Below are 17539 nucleotides of genomic sequence, written 5' to 3' on the forward strand. Positions count from 1 at the left end.
CGCCATGTTCTATCGCCTCTCGGGCACCTATCACACCAGCTACCAGGCCGACCGCAAGCTGTGGAAGATCCCTACGGACCGCTGGCTGGTGATCGCGCTGCTGGTCCTGGCGGCTCTGGCGCCGCTCTATGTCTCGCCGCTCTATCTCGGCAGCTATGTGCTGCCTTGGGTGATCTGGTCGGCGGCGGCGCTGTCGCTGACGCTGCTGATGGGGCTGGCGGGGCAGTTGCATTTCGGCTTTGCCGCCGTGATGGCGATCGGGGCCTATGCCTCGATCCACCTGGTCCGGGCGGGCGTGCCGTTCGAACTGGCGCTGCTGCTGTCGGGCCTGATCGCCGCCGTGATCGGCGCGGTCTTCGGGGGTGCGGCGCTGCGGGTGAAGGGGCTTTACCTGGTCATGGCCACGCTGGCGATGCAGTATCTGGTCGATTGGGTCGTGGTGAACGTGCCCGCCATTTCGGGCGGGGCACACGCCACGCTGCGGACGCCTGCGGTCAGCTTCCTGTTCTTCCCCATCGAAAGCCTCGCATCCCGTTACTGGCTGGCACTGGCCTGGGCGGTGCTGCTGACGGTGTTCTTCATGAACGTCAAGCGCACCTCCTTCGGCCGCGCCCTGGTCGCCATCCGCGACAAGGACTTCGCCGCCGCCGTGATCGGGGTCGATCCGTTCCGCACCAAGCTGATGGCCTTCTTCACATCGTCCTTCATGGGCGGGGTGACGGGCGCGATCCTAGCCTTCTGCTTCTATCGCGCGGTGACGCCGGAACAGTTCGGCTTTAACGTGTCCATCCAGCTTGTCGCCATGGTGCTGGTGGGGGGCCTGGGATCGGTGATCGGATCCTGGCTGGGCGCAGGCTTCGTGCTGCTGGCGCCGATCTTCCTGACGAATCTCGTGTCGTCGCTGGCAGCAAGCGGCTGGGTGCCGGTCAGCCAGAACTTTTTGTCGCACCTGCCCCTGATGATCTACGGCGCGATGATCATCGGCTTCCTGCTGCTGGAGCCGCTGGGGCTGGCCAAGATCTATGACAACATCCGCAAGTATTTCCTGGTCTGGCCGTTCCGCCACGCCAGAAGCTGAAACCCCTGGGGAGGGGGCAATAATGGGAGGAAGACACATGACCTTTCTGCGCAAGCTGGCGCTGACGACCGCCCTGGTGGCCGGGCTGTCGGCCCCCGTGGCGGCCGAGGATGTCAAGTTCGGGCTGCTGCAGGATTTCACGGCGGTTTATACCTTCGTGACCGGGCAGTATAACCAGGGCCAGCAGGACTATCTGGCCCTTGTGAACGCCGAGGGCACCCTGGGCGAGAGCAATACCGTCACCGCCATCGTCCGCGACACCGGCAACCAGCCGCAGCGCGGGATCGAGGCCTATAACCGCGCCAAGGAGGAAGGCGCGATCCTGTTCGACTTCCTGTCCACGCCGGTTTCCGCCGCGATCCTGGACCAGGCGCAGGCCGACAAGAACATCGTCATCACCCCCGCCCATGGCCGGGGCGACGCATCCGACGGCACGGTCTTTCCTTACGTCTTCCCGATGTTCGCGACCTATTGGGCGCAGGCCGCCAACCTGATCGAGCATATGAAGAACAATGGCGGGCTTGAGGGCAAGAAGATCGCCATCGTCCATATCGACAGCCCCTTCGGGCGCGAGCCCGGCCCGATCCTGCAGGCGCTGTCCGAACAGGAAAAGTTCGAGTTCCAGGCCTTCCCCTATGCGTCGCCCGGCAACGAACAGTCGGCGGCCTGGTCCGAGGTGCGGCGCTATCGCCCCGATTACGTCCTGATCTGGGGCGCGGGCGGCGGGCAGGCCGTGTCGGTCAAGACCGCCATCCAGAACGGCATCCGCCCCGAACAGATCCATTCGGTGATCTGGCTGGCCGAAACCGACGCCGCCAATGTCGGCCCGGCCATGAAGGGAGTGAAGCGCTTCGAGGCCACGGCATCGGGCACCGACCACCCGATCATTCAGCGGATCCAGGAAAAGGTGATCGCGGCGGGCAAGGGCTCGGGCGAGGAAGCCAATGTCGGCAACAGCTATTACAACCTGGGCGTCGCCACCATGGCCGTCGCGGTCGAGGCCGCGCGCCTGGGCATGGAGGGCGGCCAGCCGCTGACCGGAGATTCGCTGAAGGCGGGCTTCGAGAAGATCGCGGGCTTTGACGCCGAAGGGCTGATGCCCCCCGTCACCTATACCGCCGAAGACCACCAGGGCGGCGGCGCGGGCCGGGTGTCGGAATGGGATGGCGAGAAATGGGTGCCGGTTTCCGACTGGCACGCGGCCTATCCCGACCTGGTCCGCAGCGTGATCGAGAAATCGGCCGCCGACTACAAGGCGGGGCACTGACGCCATGCCCGCGCTGATCCTGGAAAACGTCGAGGTGATCTATGACAAGGTCTTCCTGGCCATCAAGGGCGTCTCGCTGGAGGTGGGCGAGGGAGAGATGGTCGCCCTTCTGGGATCGAACGGCGCGGGCAAATCGACGACGCTGAAATCCATCTCGGGGCTGCTTGGCCCCGAGCGCGGGCTAGTCACGCGCGGAGAGATCCGCTTTGGCGACCGCTCCATCCTGAACCTGGGGGCGCCCGAACGGGTGGCGGGGGGGCTGGTCCATGTGCTGGAAGGCCGGCGCATCTTCGGCCACCTGACGCCGGACGAAAACCTGGTCGCGGCCTATCGCGGGCGCAGCATCAGCCGGTTCAACGAACTGCGCGAACAGGTCTATGCCTATTTCCCGCGCCTCAAGGAGCGGATCAAGTCCAAGGCGGGCTACCTGTCGGGGGGCGAACAGCAGATGCTGGCCATCGGCCGGGCGCTGATGACGGAGCCGAAGCTCATCATGCTGGACGAACCCTCCCTGGGCCTGTCGCCGCTGCTGGTGCAGGAAATCTTCGGCATCATCGGCGAGATCAACGCCCGCGAGGGGCTGTCGGTCCTGCTGGTCGAACAGAACGCGGCGGCAACGCTGGACATCGTCAGCCGCGCCTATCTGATCGAACAGGGACAGGTCGTCATGTCCGGTTCGGCCGAGGTGCTGAAGTCGAACCCCGACGTGCAGGACTTCTATCTGGGCGGGGCGGAGCATACCGACTACCGCAACGTCAAACACTATCGCCGGCGCAAGCGCTGGCTGGCCTGAGGAAAGCCCATGACCGCCGATCCCGACCTTGACCGCGACACCCGCGAGGGGAGCCCGCTTGCCCGCCTGAATGCGCAACTGGCGCGGATGCGCGAAACCCAAGCCCATTGGGCGGATCTGCCGGCGACGCCGCTGAACAGCCTGGCCGATCTGGCCGCGCTGCCGGTGCTGCGCAAGTCGGATCTGGTGGAGATGCAGGCCAGGAACGCGCCCTTCGGCGGGTTGACCGGGGGGGCGGTCGCGGGGCTGCGGCGGCTGTTCATCTCGCCCGGCCCGATCTTCGACCCCGAGGGGCGCGGGGCCGACTGGTGGGGCTCGGCGGCGGCCCTGCGGGCGGCAGGCGTCCAACCGGGCGACGTGATCCTCAACACCTTTTCCTATCACCTGACCCCCGCCGCCTTCATCTTCGAGGCGGGGGCCGAGGCCCTGGGCTGCCCGGTCATCCCCGCCGGGCCGGGCAATACCGCCGACCAGCTGGTGGCGATCCGGCAATATCGCCCGCGAGTCTATGTGGGCGTGCCGGATTTCCTGAAGATCATCCTGGACAAGGCCGACGAAGCGGGTCTGGACCGCACCTGTCTGGAAGTCGGCATGGTCACGGGCGCGGCCCTGCCCGACAGCCTGCGCGCGGAACTGGCAGGTCGGGGCGTGGCGGTCCGCCAATGCTACGGCACCGCCGACCTGGGCATCGTGGCTTATGAGGACGGCGGGCCGGGCATGGTGCTGAACGACGGGGTGATCGTGGAAATCGTGCGCCCCGGCACCGGCGATCCGGTCCCCAACGGAGAGGTGGGCGAGATCGTCGTGACCCGGCTGGATGCGGATTACCCGTTGCTGCGATTCGCCACGGGCGACATGTCGGCGACCGACGGGCAAGGGCGCATCAAGGGCTGGATGGGCCGCGCCGACCAGGCCACCAAGGTCAAGGGCATGTTCGTGCGCCCCGAACAGATCGCCGCCATCGGCCGCGCGGTCCCCGGCTGCCAGCGGCTGCGCCTGGAAATCAGCCGCGCGGGCGAACAGGACCGGATGCACCTGCTGGTCGAGCATGAGGACAGCAATGCCGCCGCCGCCCTGGCCGACAGGCTGGCGGAAATCACCCGCCTGAAAGGCACGGTCGAAGTCGTGGCGCCGGGCAGCCTGCCCAATGATGGCCGCGTCATCGCCGATCTGCGCTGATCATTCGACCGCCGGGGCGCCGTCGGCCAGCCGCTGGCGGTCCAGCACGCGCACGGCGTTGCGCCCCAGTTCGATGATGCCTTCGTCGCGCAATTCGCCCAGCATCCGGTTCACCGTCTGGCGCGAACAGCCGATGACCACGCCAAGCTGCGACTGGCTGATGCGCACCGAATCGTCCGCGTCGCTGGTCAGCTGGCGCAGGTACAGCCGGATTCGCTGCTGGGCGTTGTAGTAATGATCGGCGGTCCGGTTGCGGTTTTCCCGCATCAGCCGGTCATGCAGGATGGTGCACAGGTTCGGGATCAGGATCTGCGAGGGCACATGGGCGTAAAGCGCCTTGGCCGGGCAGAACAGCACGGTGGTGTCGGGCAGCGTCCGGCAACTGCAGGCGCAGGGGCGGCCCGACAGGGCCTCGACCTCGCCCAGCATCTCTCCGGCGATGGCGGTGTGGACGATCACCTGGTTGCCCGAGGCATCGACATAGCCCACCTCGACCCGGCCCGAGGCGATGAAATAGCTGCCGGTCGTGGGTTCCCCCTGGCGCAGGATATAGGTGGGGGTCTTCAGGACGCGCGCCGTGCAGGATGCCAGCAGCGCATGTTTCTGATCCTGCGACAGGCCGGACAGGATCGGTGAGTCCAACAGATGGGCGTAATCCGAAGGGTCGATCATTGCGAAATCGGTCCATCAACAGCTGGGCTGGCTGTCAGTAAACCCAAGAGCGAAGGCAGATGAAACAGCGAAAATGGCTATCCCGGCCCGAAAGGGCACCGCATCGGCTGATGCGACGGGATAGCCTGAACTCGCACTCGAACCCGGAATGTCTACGCACCACGACTGCGCAAGATGAGGGATAGACCTTTTGTCGCAAGCGAAGTGTCAGGCAGGCGACATTCCGCCGCGTAAAAAGGCCGAAATTTTTTTCTGATCGGTCAAACAAGAACCGCGTAAAAATTTGCCTGTATTTTAAGAAGCATGAAGGAATGCAGGGTCTGTTCGGGCCTGCGCGGAAAGCCGCTTGAAGACAGGGGCTTGGCCGATGCCTCAGCCAGTCACCCTCTGCGGTTCGGCTGCCCTCCGGTGCGAAGGCAGCGCCGGGCCGTGTCGGCATTCGCCCACCGATTCCTTCAGGCGGCGGCTTACCGTCAGTCCCCTGCGCAAGAGAATCACCACCGCAAACCGGCCCTGCCCGGACCTGCCAGCCGATCGGCATCCGCAGCGGAATCAGCGCCGCTGGCCCAGGCCCCCGCTCGACTGGCGCCGCCGCGCGGTTTCGCCATGGGCCTCGGCCCGCGCCAGGTCGCGGGCGGCCTGGCGGAGATAGGCCAGATGCGCATGGGCGGCCGCGCGGGCGCCCTCCGCATCGCCGGCCAGGATCGCCGCCCCGATGGCCCGATGCTGGCCGCGCAGCTTCTCGCGGACCTGCGGCAGGGTGAACATCCGCGCCCGGTTCGCCGCCACGTTGCTGCGCAGGTTGCCCGACAAGGCCCGCATGATCTGCAGCAGGACCAGGTTGTGGCTGGCCTCGTAGATGGCCTGGTGCAGGGCGGCGTCGGCCTCGGCCTCGTCTTCGGGAATGGCGGCGCCATGCGCGGCCTCGATCCCGTCAAGCGCGGCACCGATGCGGTCGCGGTCCACATCCGTCGCGCGGGCGGCAGCCAAGCCCGCCGCGTGGCTTTCCACGACATCGCGGAAATCCAGATAGTCGTCCTCGACCTCGGGCCGTTCGGCCAGAAGCGCCAGAAGCGGATCGGTGATCGCCGCCCGGCCCAGGGCCGCCACCCGCAGGCCGCGCCCCCTTTCGCCCACCAGCAGCCCGCGATCCTGCAACAGCTTCAGCCCGTCGCGCAGGGTGGGGCGCGAGACGTTCAGCCGCGCCGCCAGGTCGCGTTCCGGCAGCAGCCCTTCGCCGGGGAAAAGCGAGCCTTCCAGGATCAGCGTCTCGATATGGCGGGCCACGGCCTCGGCCGCGCGTTCGGGGCGGATGGAAAAGTTGGTCATGGCAGGGCCCTTGTCATCGCCCCATCTCAACGCAATTGACAGGCTTGGTCAATTTATTTTACCAAATCCCGGAACCAGGGAGGGCAGAGCCATGACCATCGCCATGCCGGCGCCCGATGCGCGTGTCATCGCAGCGGCGCCCCGGATCGTCGCGGCGCTGCGGGCGGTGCTGCCCCCGGACGCGGTGATCGACGACCGCCAGGAAACCCGCGCCTATGAATGCGACGCGCTGACGGCATACCGCTGCCCGCCGCTGGCCGTGGTGCTGCCGCGCTCAACGGCCGAGGTCGCGGCGGTCATGCGCATCTGCGGCGAGATGGGCGTGCCGGTGGTGCCGCGCGGGGCGGGCACGTCGCTTGCGGGTGGCGCGCTGCCCACGGCGGATTGCGTGATCCTGGGCACCATGCGCCTGCGCGAGGTGCTGGAGATCGATACCGCCAATCGCTTTATCCGCGTCCAGACGGGCGTCACCAACCTGTCGGTCAGCGCCGAGCTTGAACCATACGGCTTCTTCTATGCGCCCGACCCGTCCTCGCAATTGGCCTGCACCATCGCGGGCAATATCGCGATGAATTCGGGCGGGGCGCATTGCCTGAAATACGGGGTGACGACCAACAACCTGCTGGGCGCGACCGTGGTGCTGACCAGCGGAGAGGTCGTGGAACTGGGCGGGCCGGAACTGGGACCGGCGGGGCTGGACCTGCTGGGCATCCTTTGCGGATCCGAGGGCCAGCTTGGCGTCGTGACCGAGGCCACGCTGCGCATCCTGCCCCGTCCCGAAGGCGCGCGGCCCGTGCTGATCGGCTTTGATTCGGCGGAAACGGCGGGCGAATGCGTGGCCAACATCATCCGATCCGGCGTGCTGCCGGTCGCCATCGAATACATGGACGAACCCTGCCTGCGCGCGGTCGAGGCCTTTGCCAAGGCCGGATACCCCGACTGCCCCGCCGTCCTGATCGTCGAGGTTGAGGGATCGAAGGCCGAGATCGACGACCAGATCGCCCGCATCCGCGCCATTGCGGATGCCCTGAACCCCGTCGAGTTCCGCGAAAGCCGCAATGCCGACGAGGCGCTGGCGATCTGGAAGGGCCGCAAGTCGGCCTTTGGCGCCATGGGGCGGCTGGGCGATTACATCTGCCTGGACGGCACGGTGCCGGTGGGGCAACTGCCCTATACCCTGCGCCGGATCGGGGAACTCTCGCGCCAGCACGGGCTGGAGGTCGCCAATGTCTTTCACGCGGGCGACGGCAACATGCATCCGCTGATCCTGTTCAACGCCAACAAGCCGGGCGATCTGGCCCGCGCCGAGGCTTTTGGGGCCGACATCCTGCGCCTCTGTGTCGAGGTCGGCGGCTGCCTGACCGGCGAACATGGCGTGGGCGTGGAAAAGCGCGACCTGATGGGCGATCAGTATGCCCCCGGCGATCTGGCGATCCAGATGCAGGTGAAGGACGTGTTCGACCCCGGCTGGCTGCTGAACCCCGCCAAGGTCTTTCCGCTGGACGCCAGCGCCGCGCATCGGGCGAGGGCCGCCGAATGACCTTGGCCCTGGACCTTGCCCCCGCTTCCGAAGCCAATCTTGCGGAAATCCTGGCCGACTGCCACGCCCGCCGCACGCCGCTGCGCATCGCGGGCGGCGGCACGCGGGTGGAAAACAGCGCCCCTGGCGAAATCCTGTCCCTGTCCCGCCTGTCCGGCGTCGTGACCTATTCGCCGGGCGAGATGACGCTGATCGCGCGCCCTGGTACCCCCCTACCCGAGATCCAGTCCATGCTGGAAGCCGAGGGCCAGGCCCTGGCCTTCGAGCCGCCCGACATGCGCGCCACCTTGGGCAGCAACGGCACGCCGACATTGGGCGGGATGGTCGCCGCCAATGCCTCCGGCCCGCGCCGGTTTCTGGCGGGCGCCTGCCGCGATCACCTGCTGGGGGTGCGCTTTGTAGATGGCCGGGGCCGCGTGCTGAAGAACGGGGGGCGGGTGATGAAGAACGTGACCGGCCTTGACCTGTCCAAGCTGCTGGCCGGGTCGCATGGCACGCTGGCCGTGCTGACCGAGGTGGTGCTGAAGACCCTGCCCCTGCTGCCCGCCCGCACCACGCTGGCCTTTCCCGGCATCGATGAGGCCACAGCCCTGCGCATTTTTACCACCGCGCTGTCCACGCCTTACGAAGTGTCAGGCGCGGCCCATGTCGATGGCACCGCATACCTGCGGATCGAGGGGTTGGAGGGCCAGCTTGCCTATCGCCGCGACCGGCTGCTGGCGCTGCTGTCGGGCCACCGCCCCGAAGTGCGGGACGACGCCCCCTGGGCCGCGATCCGCGACGGGACGCATTTCGCGGGAACCGATCCGCTGTGGCGGATCCTGTGCAAGCCGACCGATGCGCCGGGCATCAGCGCGAGCCTGCGGGCGCTTGGCGGGGATTGTTCGCTGGATTGGAGCGGGGGGCTGATCTGGTATCGCGGTCCCGGCAATCCGCGCGCCCTTGCCCCCCATGCCACGCTGGTCCGCAGGGGCGGCGCGACCGGCCCGGCCTTCCCGCCGCTTGCCCCTGCCGTCGCGCGCCTGCAGGACGGGCTGCGGCGGGCCTTCGATCCGGCGGGCATCCTCAACCCCGGCCTGATGGACGCGTAAGATGCAAACTACCTTTACCGCCGAACAACTGGCCGATCCGCTGACCGCGCGCAGCAACGAAATCCTGCGCACCTGCGTCCATTGCGGCTTCTGCACGGCCACCTGCCCGACCTACAAGGTTCTGGGGGACGAGCTGGACAGCCCGCGCGGGCGGATCTATCTCATCAAGGACATGCTGGAAAACAGCCGCGTGCCGGACGCCAAGACTGTCCAGCATATCGACCGCTGCCTGTCCTGTTTGTCCTGCATGACGACCTGCCCGTCCGGCGTGCATTACATGCATCTGGTCGATCACGCCCGCGAATATATCGAAACCAACTATCGCCGGCCCCTGTCCGACCGCCTGCTGCGCTGGATGCTGGCCAGGATCCTGCCCTATCCGGGCCGCTTCCGGCTGGCGCTGCTGGGCGCGAAGCTGGGCCGCCCCTTCCGCCGCCTGATGCCCGACGCGCGGCTGCGCGCCATGCTGGACATGGCGCCCCGCGACATCCCGCCGCCCAGCCTGAACGACCGCCCGCAGGTCTTCCCGGCCGAAGGCACCCGCCGCAAGCGGGTGGCGCTGCTGACGGGCTGCGCGCAGCGGGCGCTGAACACCGATATCAACGACGCCACCATCCGCCTGCTGCGCCGCCATGGCGCAGAGGTGGTGATCCCGCGCGGGCTTGGCTGCTGCGGCGCGCTGACCCATCACATGGGCCGTACGGACGAAAGCCATGCCTTCGCCGCCGCCAATATCCGCGCGTTAACGGCGGAAATCGACGGCGAGGGCCTGGACGCCCTGGTCATCAACACCTCGGGCTGCGGCACGACCGTCAAGGACTACGGCCACATGTTCGCGGGCGATCCGCTGGAAGGGGACGCGGCCCGCGTGGCGGCCTTGGCGAAGGACATCACCGAGGTGATGTCCGACCTGGGCCTGCGGGACGCGACCCATGCCGCCCCCCTGCGCGTCGGCTATCACGCCGCCTGTTCCTTGCAGCACGGCCAACAAATCAAGTCCATGCCCAGGGAATTGCTGGCGGATGCGGGCTTCACGGTGCTGGAGCCGAAGGACAGCCATATCTGCTGCGGATCGGCCGGAACCTACAACCTGATGCAGCCCGCGATTTCCGCCGAGCTGAAGGCCCGCAAGGTCGCCACGCTGGAGGCCACGAAGCCCCAGGTCATCAGCGCCGGCAATATCGGCTGCATGATGCAGATCGGGTCGGGCACCGGTGTGCCGGTCGTCCATACCGCCGAACTGCTGGACTGGGCCACCGGAGGACCAAGGCCGCGCGCGCTGCAAGACCTGGCCTAGCACGGGCTTCTGGCGCCGGGTGGCCTCTTGTGGCATGACGCGGATCGCGGTGGCGGCGCATGGCAAGCCGCGCCGGTCCCGAAGGAAAACCCGATGCTGCGCCAGTTCTTTTCCTATTACCGCCCCTTCATGGGGCTGTTCTGGCTGGATTTCGGCTGCGCGGTGCTGTCGGGCCTGCTGGAACTGGCCTTTCCGCTGGCGATCACCGCCTTCATCGACCACCTGCTGCCGCAGGGCAACTGGACGCTGACCGTCGCCGCCGCCGCAGGGCTGCTGGCGCTTTACGCGATCAACGCGGGCCTGCTGACGGTGGTGATCTATTGGGGCCACAAGCTGGGCATCAATATCGAGACGGAAATGCGCGCCCGCGCCTTCGATCACCTGACGCGGCTGTCCTGGCGGTGGTATGACCGCGCGCGCACCGGCAAGCTGACCGCCCGCGTGACCCGCGATCTTGAGGAGATCGGAGAGGTCGCCCATCACGGCCCCGAGGACGCCTTCATCGCGATCATGACCTTTGTCGGCGCCTTCGCGCTGATGTTCTGGGTCAACCCGCAGCTTGCGGTGATCGTGGCGCTGATCGTGCCCGCGATGCTGGCCATCGTGATCGTCTATGGCGGACGGATGACGCAGACCTGGCGGGCCATCTATTCCCGCGTGGGCGATTTCAACGTCCGGCTGGAGGAAACCCTGGGCGGGGTCCGCGTGGTCCAGGCCTTCGGGAACGAGGCGCATGAGAACCACCTGTTCGCCGCCGACAACGCCCGCTATCGCCAGGCCAAGCTGGACGCCTATCGCGTGATGGCGGCGTCGAACGCCCTGCAATACATGGGCCTGCGGCTGGTGCAGGTGATCGTGATGGTGGTGGGCGCGGGCTTCGTGCTGTCGGGCGATCTGACCACCGGCGGCTTCGTGGGCTTTCTGCTGCTGGTCGGCGTCTTCTATCGCCCGCTGGAAAAGATCGCCGCCGTGATCGAGACCTATCCGCGCGGCATCGCGGGCTTTCGCCGCTATCAGGAACTGCTGGCGACCGAGCCTGAGATCACCGACGCCCCCGACGCCATCGAGGCCCCGGCCCTGCGTGGCGACATCGTCTTTGAGAATGTCAGCTTCGCCTATGAGGAAAGCCGCACCATCCTGGACGACATCGACCTGACCATCCGCGCAGGCGAGACCGTGGCCTTTGTCGGCCCGTCGGGGGCGGGCAAGACGACGCTGCTGGCGCTGTTGCCGCGCTTTTATGAACCGACGCGGGGCCGGATCACCGTGGACGGGCTGGCGCTGTCCGACATGCGGCTCAACAGCCTGCGCCGCCAGATCGGTCTGGTCAGCCAGGACGTGTTCCTGTTCGGCGGCACCCTGCGGGAAAACATCGGCTATGGCCGCCTAGGCGCCACGGATGAGGAGATTCGCCAAGCCGCCGCGCAGGCGCAATTGGCCCAGATGATCGACAGCCTGCCCGACGGGCTGGACACGGTGGTCGGCGAACGTGGCGTGATGCTGTCGGGCGGGCAGAAGCAGCGTGTGGCGATCGCCCGCGCCTTCCTGAAGAACCCGCCGATCCTGATCCTGGACGAGGCGACAAGCGCCTTGGACAGCCAGACGGAACGGGAAATCCAGCAGGCGCTTGATGCCCTGGCCGTGGGCCGCACCACGCTGGTCATCGCCCACCGGCTGGGCACGATCCGCAACGCGGACCGGATCGTGGTGATGCAGGCGGGCCGGATCGCCGAAATCGGCAGCCATGCCGACCTGATCGCCAAGGGCGGCATCTATGCCCGGCTTGCAGCCTGACGCAGCGCCCGCCATTTCGGCCCGCGCCTGCGCCCTGCGAAAATACTGCCCGCAGCATGAATCAGTCCTTAGGAAATCGTTAATCTTCCGGCATATTGGGGCAACCTCCTGCTTGCGGCAGGAGGCATTGTTGAAGTGTTTCGTATGGAGGTTACGATGAAAGCAGCCCTGCAGGCCACCGCCATGGCCTTCCTGACCACGCTTGGCATGGGATCGGTTTCCGAAGCCGCCACGGTCAGAAGCGTGGACCTTTCCTTTCTGGAATTCGGCGGCATCATCTACGAGATCGAGCAGGCGGGCAATTACACGCTCGACTTCTCGGGCATGGGCCTGATCCCCGGTGCCCCGAACTATCTGGGATTTGCCGCCTATATCTTTGCCGAAGTGGATGGCGGCCTGGACGAGCTTGAGGAAACCCTGGAAGCGGGCATCGATGTCAGCGCCTTCAACGGAACCTCGATCAACCTTGGCTTCCTGAACGCCGGCATCGATTTCGCGGCCGGTCTTCTTTCGGCGGGCAACGCCAGGATGAGCCTTGTGCGCATCGACGACCAGCCTGCCCCCGTGCCCCTGCCCGCGACCCTGCCGCTGCTGGCGGCAGCCATCGGTGCCCCGGGTCTGGCGGCGCGGCGCCGGAACGCCTGAACGAACGCGCGGGCGGGGGCGATCTCCGCCGCCGTCAGCCCCGGCGGGCTGCGGCCCTGAAATCCATGCGGTCCATTCCCCGCGCCAGCAGGTGCTGGCGGGCCTGACGCGCCTGTTCCCCCGTTCCGGCCATCAGATCGTCGCCGCGCGTCACACGCGCGGATCGGCGGCCAGCGGACCCAAGGCCGCGACGCAGGGCGCGAACAGGGGCCGTTCCCGCAGCACGGCAAGGTCGGCCATCTTCGCGTCCTCGCAGCCGAAGCCGGCCTTGCGCGCCATTCCCCGCGCCGCCGCAGGGATCAGAAAAATTCTTGCCGTCCCTCCCCTGCGGCCGGGAAACCAATTCCCCGCCGCATCGGTTTTGCGCATGTCTTCCCCTTCTCCGGGGACGCATCGAAGGGCTTTCCATGACAACACAGCAGATGCTTGCCTTTGCCATCGTCGGCGTGATGATGGTGTTGTTCATCTGGGGCAGGCTCCGCTATGACGTGGTGGCGATGCTGGCGCTGCTGGCCTCGCTCCTGGCGGGAACGGTCACGCCCGACCACGCCTTCACCGGCTTTTCCGACGACATCGTCATCATCGTGGGCAGCGCCCTTGTGGTCAGCGCCGCCGTGTCCCGCTCCGGCCTGATCGAGGCGATCCTGCGCTGGCTGGTGCGCCGCCTGAAGACGATGCAGGTCCAGCTTCTGGTGCTTGTCGGGTCGGTGACGCTGCTGTCGTCGCTGGTCAAGAACATCGGCGCGCTGGCGATGATGATGCCCGCCGCGCTGAAGATGGCGCGGAAATCCGGGCAGTCGCCGTCCTTGTACCTGATGCCCATGTCCTTCGGATCGCTTCTGGGCGGGCTGATCACGCTGGTGGGCACATCGCCCAACATCATCGTGTCGGGCGTGCGCAAGGAAATGACCGGCCAGCCGTTCCGCATGTTCGACTTCGCCCCCGTGGGCCTGGGCCTGTCGGCGGTGGGCGTCCTGTTCCTGATGTTCGCCTGGCGCCTGCTGCCCTCGGACCGCCGGGCCACGGCATCCCTGGGCGAGGCGGTGAAGATCAGCGACTACAACACCGAGGCCGCGGTGCCCGAGGGATCGGCCGCAGTGGGCATGACCATCGGCGGGCTGATCGGCCTTGCGGATGGCGAGATCACCGTAACCGGCCTGATCCGGGGCGGAGAACGCCGCAAGGTGGTGCTGTTCGACACCGTGATCGAGGCGGGCGACATCCTGCTGCTGCGGGGCGAGCCTGACGGGCTGGAACGCGCGGTCGCTCAGGGCGGGCTGGAACTGACCGGGCATGACACGGCGTCCCGGCTGGACCTGCCCGCCAGCAAGATCGGCGTGATCGAGGCCGTGACCACCGTCACATCATCCCTGATCGGCAAGAGCGTGGGCAGCATCCGGCTGTTCGACGAACAGGGGGTGGCGCTGCTGGCCGTGTCGCGGTCGGGGCACCGGATGACGGAACGGCTGTCCAAGACCCGGCTGCAGGCGGGCGACGTGCTGCTGCTGCAGGGTCCGGTGGACCTGCTGCCCGAACGCATCCGCGCGCTTGGGCTGCTGCCCTTGGCGGAACGCAGCCTCGGCATCGGCAGTGTCAGGAAGGACCTGATGCCGATCCTGATCCTGGGCGGGGCCATGGGCCTGACGGCGGCGGGCCTCCTGCCTGTGGCCATCGCCTTTTTCGGCGCGGCGGTGCTGATGATCGTCACCGGCGCCATCAGCGCTGAGCGCGCCTACGAGGCCGTGGAATGGCCGCTGCTGATCATGCTGGGCGCGCTGATCCCCGTCAGCGAGGCCTTGCAGACCACCGGCGGCACCGACCTGATCGGCGCCTGGCTGTCGCAGGTGGCGACGGGCCTGCCGGTCTGGGGGGCGGTCGCGCTGATCATGGTCGCGGCCATGGCGGTGACGCCCTTCCTGAACAACGCCGCGACCGTGCTGGTGATGGCGCCCATCGCCGTGACCTTCGCGGGCACCCTGGGCTATGCCCCCGAGGCCTTCCTGATGGCGGTGGCCGTGGGCGCGGGCTGCGATTTCCTGACTCCCATCGGGCATCAGTGCAACACGCTGGTGATGGGGCCGGGGGGATACCGCTTCAGCGACTATCCCCGGCTGGGCCTGCCCCTGTCGGTGCTGGTGGTGCTGACCGGGGTGCCGCTGATCCTGGCGGTCTGGCCGGTGTAGGGCACGCTGGCTTCAGCAGATATTCATCCGGCGTCCGCCCTTGACTGGCGAAGGCCATCGCCTTCGCCACGTGATGCGATCACCACCTGAACCGCCGGGCCTCAAAGGCCTGGCCAGCGCCCGCCGGGTCGGGCGCCGGCCTGCCAGGGTCGCGGCGCGGCAACGTCTCTAGGGGCACCCGATCACGCGGGCGGGGAAACGCATGCGTTTCCTTTTTCCGCCCGTGCCGAGGCTTCTCTTGAAATGGAGATCCCCATCCGCCCCTAGCGGGCGGACTGCACCCGGCGCGGAGCCTCGCGCTTGGCGAAGCGCAGCACGGCATAGCCCGCGACGCCGGACACCAGCGATCCCATCAGGATGCCGATCTTGGCCTCGTCCTGCAGAAGGGGCTCGGCAAAGGCCAGAAGCGAGATGAACAGGCTCATGGTAAAGCCGATACCGCACAGAAGGGCGGTGCCGAACATCTGCAGCCAGCTTGCGCCTGCGGGCAGGTCGGCCCAGTCCAGCCGCACCAGGATCGCCACCGCGCCGAAGATTCCGACCACCTTGCCTAGGGCCAGGCCTGCGGCCACCCCCATCGTCACCGGCGCCAGCAGCGCGTCAGACCCCACGCCCGCGAAGCTGACGCCCGCATTGGCAAAGCCGAAGATGGGGATGATGAAGAACGACACCGGCACCATCAGCAGATGTTCCAGCCGGTGCAGCGGGCTTTCGGAGGGGCGCGCCTCGGGCGTGGCGGGGGTGCGTTTCAGCGGCACGGTCAGGGCCAGCAGCACGCCCGCGATGGTCGCATGGATGCCCGACCGCCAGACGAAGAACCACAGGACCGCGCCAAGCACCAGATAAGGCCACAAGCGCAGGACGCCTGCCCGGTTCATGCCGACCAGGACCGCCAGGACCATCCCGGCCAGTCCCAGATCGACCGGCGACAGCCCCGTCGTGTAGAACAGCCCGATCACGACCACCGCCCCCAGGTCGTCCAGGATCGCCAGTGCCGCCAGAAAAACCTTGAGCGAGGTCGGCACCCGCGACCCCAGAAGCGAGATCACCCCGAGCGCAAAGGCGATGTCGGTGGCCGAGGGGATGGCCCAGCCATGCGTGGCCCCGGTACCCGCGGTGAAGAACAGATAGATCAGCGCAGGCACCGCCATGCCCGCCGCCGCCGCCACGCCGGGCAGGATGCGGCGCGGCCAGGACGACAGATGGCCGTCCACCATCTCTCGCTTGATTTCCAGCCCCACCATCAGGAAGAACAGCGCCATCAGCGCGTCGTTGATCCAGTGGCCCAGCGACAAGGGCCCGATATAAGTGTGAAGCGCCTCGAAATAGCCATCCGACAGCGGCGAATTGGCGACGATCAGCGCCAGGACCGCCGCCGCGATCAGCAGCATCCCCCCGGCCGAGCCGCTGTCGAGAAACTTGCGGATGGTGTTCTGGATTCGTCCTGCCATGGGGCCCCTTTCAGAAACGGTTGCAACCAGTCTCCGTAATCAGGGTCGTCCCTGGGCGCACGCAGCACACGCCATGAACGGGATAATATTCAGCACGGACCGGGGATCAAGGGTTTTGGGGATGCGTCCTGATTTCCCGCAGCCATTCGCGCCAGATGGCGACCAGCAGGGCCATCAGCACGGGGCCCACGAACAGCCCGACGATGCCCATGGTCTTGACGCCCCCCACCAGCCCGAAGAACGTGGGCAGGAAGGGCATCTTGACCGGACCGCCGACCAGCACGGGGCGGATGGTCTTGTCCACCACGAACAGCTCGATCGAGCCCCACAGGAACAGGGCCACCCCGGCCAGGGTGGATCCGCTGGCCACCAGATAGATCGACACCAGCGTGAAGCACAGCGGCGCGCCCCCCGGCACCAGGGCCATGATGCCGGTGATGACCCCAAGCGTGACCGGGGACGGCACCCCCGCGATCCAGTAGGCGATGCCCAGGATCACCCCCTCGCCCATGGCGATCAGGGCCATGCCGGTGACGGTGGCGCTGATGGTCAGCGGCACCACGCGCGACAGCCGTTCCCAGCGGCGGGGCAGGATCCGCGCGCCCACCACGTCGATCTGGCCCGCGATCCTGTCGCCATCGCGATAGAACACGAACAGCGCGATCAGCATGAACAGCAAGTTCAGCGCCAGATGGAAGGCCACGTTCCCCGCCGCCAGCACGCTGCGATAGATGGACGCGATGGTGCTGCCGCTGGTCAGCTGCACCAGTTCGGCGATGGCGCCGGGACGGCCCACATGGCGCGCCCATTGTTCGTCGATCCAGTCGCCGATCTGCGGCAGTTCGGTCATCCAGACGGGCGCGGGGGCGCCATAGGCATTCACGGCGAAGACCCAGGAAATCCATTGCTGCAATTCGCGGAAGGCATAAAGCAGCGCCATGGCGATCGGCACGACCAGGAACAGCACGATCACCAGGACGAACAGCGCGGCGGTGGCGGTGCGGTCGATCCCCAGGCCCCGCTGCACGCTGCGCGACAGGGGCCAGCTTGCGAAGGCGATGATCGTCGCCGCCAGCACCGGCACCAGGAAGCCGTGGAAGAAATAGGCGGCGGCGGCGATGATGAAGACCAGAAGCCAGCGCGCGGCGGATATGTCGCTGATCAGCGGAAAGGGGGTCGCCGGATCGTCCTGTTCGGGCGCGTCACGTCGTGGCATTGCG

General features: G+C 67.3%; 15 protein-coding genes. 10 read left to right on the forward strand and 5 right to left on the reverse strand.

The genetic code is table 11. From position 1 onward, the window contains the following. Positions 1-4: 4 nt before the first annotated feature. From AAIL68_RS03725 to AAIL68_RS03740, 4 genes are read left to right on the forward strand one after another with little or no spacing between them, the layout of a single operon-like run. Positions 5-1078 (forward strand): branched-chain amino acid ABC transporter permease, encoded by a 1074-nt coding sequence (locus AAIL68_RS03725; protein ID WP_347138165.1) that lies wholly within the window; start codon positions 5-7, stop codon positions 1076-1078. 37 nt (positions 1079-1115) lie between these two features. Then, positions 1116-2345, forward strand: coding sequence for an ABC transporter substrate-binding protein (locus AAIL68_RS03730; protein ID WP_347138167.1), 1230 nt, complete (start codon positions 1116-1118; stop codon positions 2343-2345). A 4-nt stretch (positions 2346-2349) separates the two neighbouring features. Then, complete coding sequence (locus tag AAIL68_RS03735; RefSeq protein ID WP_347138169.1) at positions 2350-3138, forward strand: ABC transporter ATP-binding protein; 789 nt, start codon at positions 2350-2352, stop codon at positions 3136-3138. Between the two features lie 9 nt (positions 3139-3147). Beyond that, entirely contained in the window at positions 3148-4317 is a 1170-nt protein-coding gene (locus tag AAIL68_RS03740; protein WP_347138170.1) for an AMP-binding protein, read from the forward strand. Here AAIL68_RS03740 and AAIL68_RS03745 read toward each other — a convergent pair whose 3' ends face one another. Both AAIL68_RS03745 and AAIL68_RS03750 read right to left on the reverse strand, forming a co-directional pair. After that, positions 4318-4989 carry a Crp/Fnr family transcriptional regulator gene (locus tag AAIL68_RS03745; RefSeq protein ID WP_347138171.1) on the reverse strand — a complete coding sequence of 224 codons (672 nt, stop codon included), beginning with the start codon at positions 4987-4989 and terminating at the stop codon, positions 4318-4320. Between the two features lie 552 nt (positions 4990-5541). After that, positions 5542-6318: an FCD domain-containing protein gene (locus AAIL68_RS03750; protein ID WP_347138172.1), complete on the reverse strand. Its 777-nt coding sequence runs from the start codon at positions 6316-6318 to the stop codon at positions 5542-5544. A gap of 97 nt (positions 6319-6415) precedes the next feature. On the opposite strand from AAIL68_RS03750, the gene AAIL68_RS03755 reads away from it, so the two are divergent. From AAIL68_RS03755 to AAIL68_RS03775, 5 genes are all read left to right on the forward strand, one after another. Next, on the forward strand, positions 6416-7858 hold the full coding sequence (locus AAIL68_RS03755; RefSeq protein ID WP_347138296.1) for an FAD-linked oxidase C-terminal domain-containing protein: 1443 nt from the start codon (positions 6416-6418) through the stop codon (positions 7856-7858). Beyond that, positions 7855-8949 (forward strand): FAD-binding protein, encoded by a 1095-nt coding sequence (locus tag AAIL68_RS03760; protein WP_347138173.1) that lies wholly within the window; start codon positions 7855-7857, stop codon positions 8947-8949. Before AAIL68_RS03755 ends, AAIL68_RS03760 begins: the two co-directional genes overlap by 4 nt. A gap of 1 nt (position 8950) precedes the next feature. After that, entirely contained in the window at positions 8951-10246 is a 1296-nt protein-coding gene (gene glcF / locus AAIL68_RS03765) for a glycolate oxidase subunit GlcF (RefSeq protein WP_347138174.1), read from the forward strand. 93 nt (positions 10247-10339) lie between these two features. Next, positions 10340-12040: an ABC transporter ATP-binding protein gene (locus tag AAIL68_RS03770; protein ID WP_347138175.1), complete on the forward strand. Its 1701-nt coding sequence runs from the start codon at positions 10340-10342 to the stop codon at positions 12038-12040. A 156-nt stretch (positions 12041-12196) separates the two neighbouring features. Beyond that, positions 12197-12685 (forward strand): hypothetical protein, encoded by a 489-nt coding sequence (locus AAIL68_RS03775; protein ID WP_347138177.1) that lies wholly within the window; start codon positions 12197-12199, stop codon positions 12683-12685. Positions 12686-12835: 150 nt separating this feature from the next. On the opposite strand, the gene AAIL68_RS03780 is transcribed toward AAIL68_RS03775, so the two are convergent. Next, positions 12836-12964 (reverse strand): hypothetical protein, encoded by a 129-nt coding sequence (locus AAIL68_RS03780; protein ID WP_347138179.1) that lies wholly within the window; start codon positions 12962-12964, stop codon positions 12836-12838. A gap of 128 nt (positions 12965-13092) precedes the next feature. On the opposite strand from AAIL68_RS03780, the gene AAIL68_RS03785 reads away from it, so the two are divergent. Next, on the forward strand, positions 13093-14868 hold the full coding sequence (locus tag AAIL68_RS03785; protein WP_347138181.1) for an SLC13 family permease: 1776 nt from the start codon (positions 13093-13095) through the stop codon (positions 14866-14868). 263 nt (positions 14869-15131) lie between these two features. Here AAIL68_RS03785 and nhaA read toward each other — a convergent pair whose 3' ends face one another. Further along, positions 15132-16319: a Na+/H+ antiporter NhaA gene (gene nhaA, locus AAIL68_RS03790; protein ID WP_347138182.1), complete on the reverse strand. Its 1188-nt coding sequence runs from the start codon at positions 16317-16319 to the stop codon at positions 15132-15134. A 106-nt stretch (positions 16320-16425) separates the two neighbouring features. Continuing rightward, on the reverse strand, positions 16426-17535 hold the full coding sequence (locus tag AAIL68_RS03795; RefSeq protein ID WP_347138183.1) for an AI-2E family transporter: 1110 nt from the start codon (positions 17533-17535) through the stop codon (positions 16426-16428). Between the last annotated feature and the right edge of the window lie 4 nt (positions 17536-17539).

The organism is Paracoccus sp. SSK6, assembly GCF_039770665.1.
In the GTDB taxonomy this organism is placed as follows: Bacteria; Pseudomonadota; Alphaproteobacteria; order Rhodobacterales; family Rhodobacteraceae; genus Paracoccus.

Coding starts and splice junctions, on each gene's coding strand:
- AAIL68_RS03725 (WP_347138165.1), top strand. CDS start 5: ATGTTCTATCGCCTCTCGGGCACCTATCACACCAGCTACCAGGCCGAC.
- AAIL68_RS03730 (WP_347138167.1), top strand. CDS start 1,116: ATGACCTTTCTGCGCAAGCTGGCGCTGACGACCGCCCTGGTGGCCGGG.
- AAIL68_RS03735 (WP_347138169.1), top strand. CDS start 2,350: ATGCCCGCGCTGATCCTGGAAAACGTCGAGGTGATCTATGACAAGGTC.
- AAIL68_RS03740 (WP_347138170.1), top strand. CDS start 3,148: ATGACCGCCGATCCCGACCTTGACCGCGACACCCGCGAGGGGAGCCCG.
- AAIL68_RS03745 (WP_347138171.1), bottom strand. CDS start 4,989: ATGATCGACCCTTCGGATTACGCCCATCTGTTGGACTCACCGATCCTG.
- AAIL68_RS03750 (WP_347138172.1), bottom strand. CDS start 6,318: ATGACCAACTTTTCCATCCGCCCCGAACGCGCGGCCGAGGCCGTGGCC.
- AAIL68_RS03760 (WP_347138173.1), top strand. CDS start 7,855: ATGACCTTGGCCCTGGACCTTGCCCCCGCTTCCGAAGCCAATCTTGCG.
- glcF (WP_347138174.1), top strand. CDS start 8,951: ATGCAAACTACCTTTACCGCCGAACAACTGGCCGATCCGCTGACCGCG.
- AAIL68_RS03770 (WP_347138175.1), top strand. CDS start 10,340: ATGCTGCGCCAGTTCTTTTCCTATTACCGCCCCTTCATGGGGCTGTTC.
- AAIL68_RS03775 (WP_347138177.1), top strand. CDS start 12,197: ATGAAAGCAGCCCTGCAGGCCACCGCCATGGCCTTCCTGACCACGCTT.
- AAIL68_RS03780 (WP_347138179.1), bottom strand. CDS start 12,964: ATGGCGCGCAAGGCCGGCTTCGGCTGCGAGGACGCGAAGATGGCCGAC.
- AAIL68_RS03785 (WP_347138181.1), top strand. CDS start 13,093: ATGACAACACAGCAGATGCTTGCCTTTGCCATCGTCGGCGTGATGATG.
- nhaA (WP_347138182.1), bottom strand. CDS start 16,319: ATGGCAGGACGAATCCAGAACACCATCCGCAAGTTTCTCGACAGCGGC.
- AAIL68_RS03795 (WP_347138183.1), bottom strand. CDS start 17,535: ATGCCACGACGTGACGCGCCCGAACAGGACGATCCGGCGACCCCCTTT.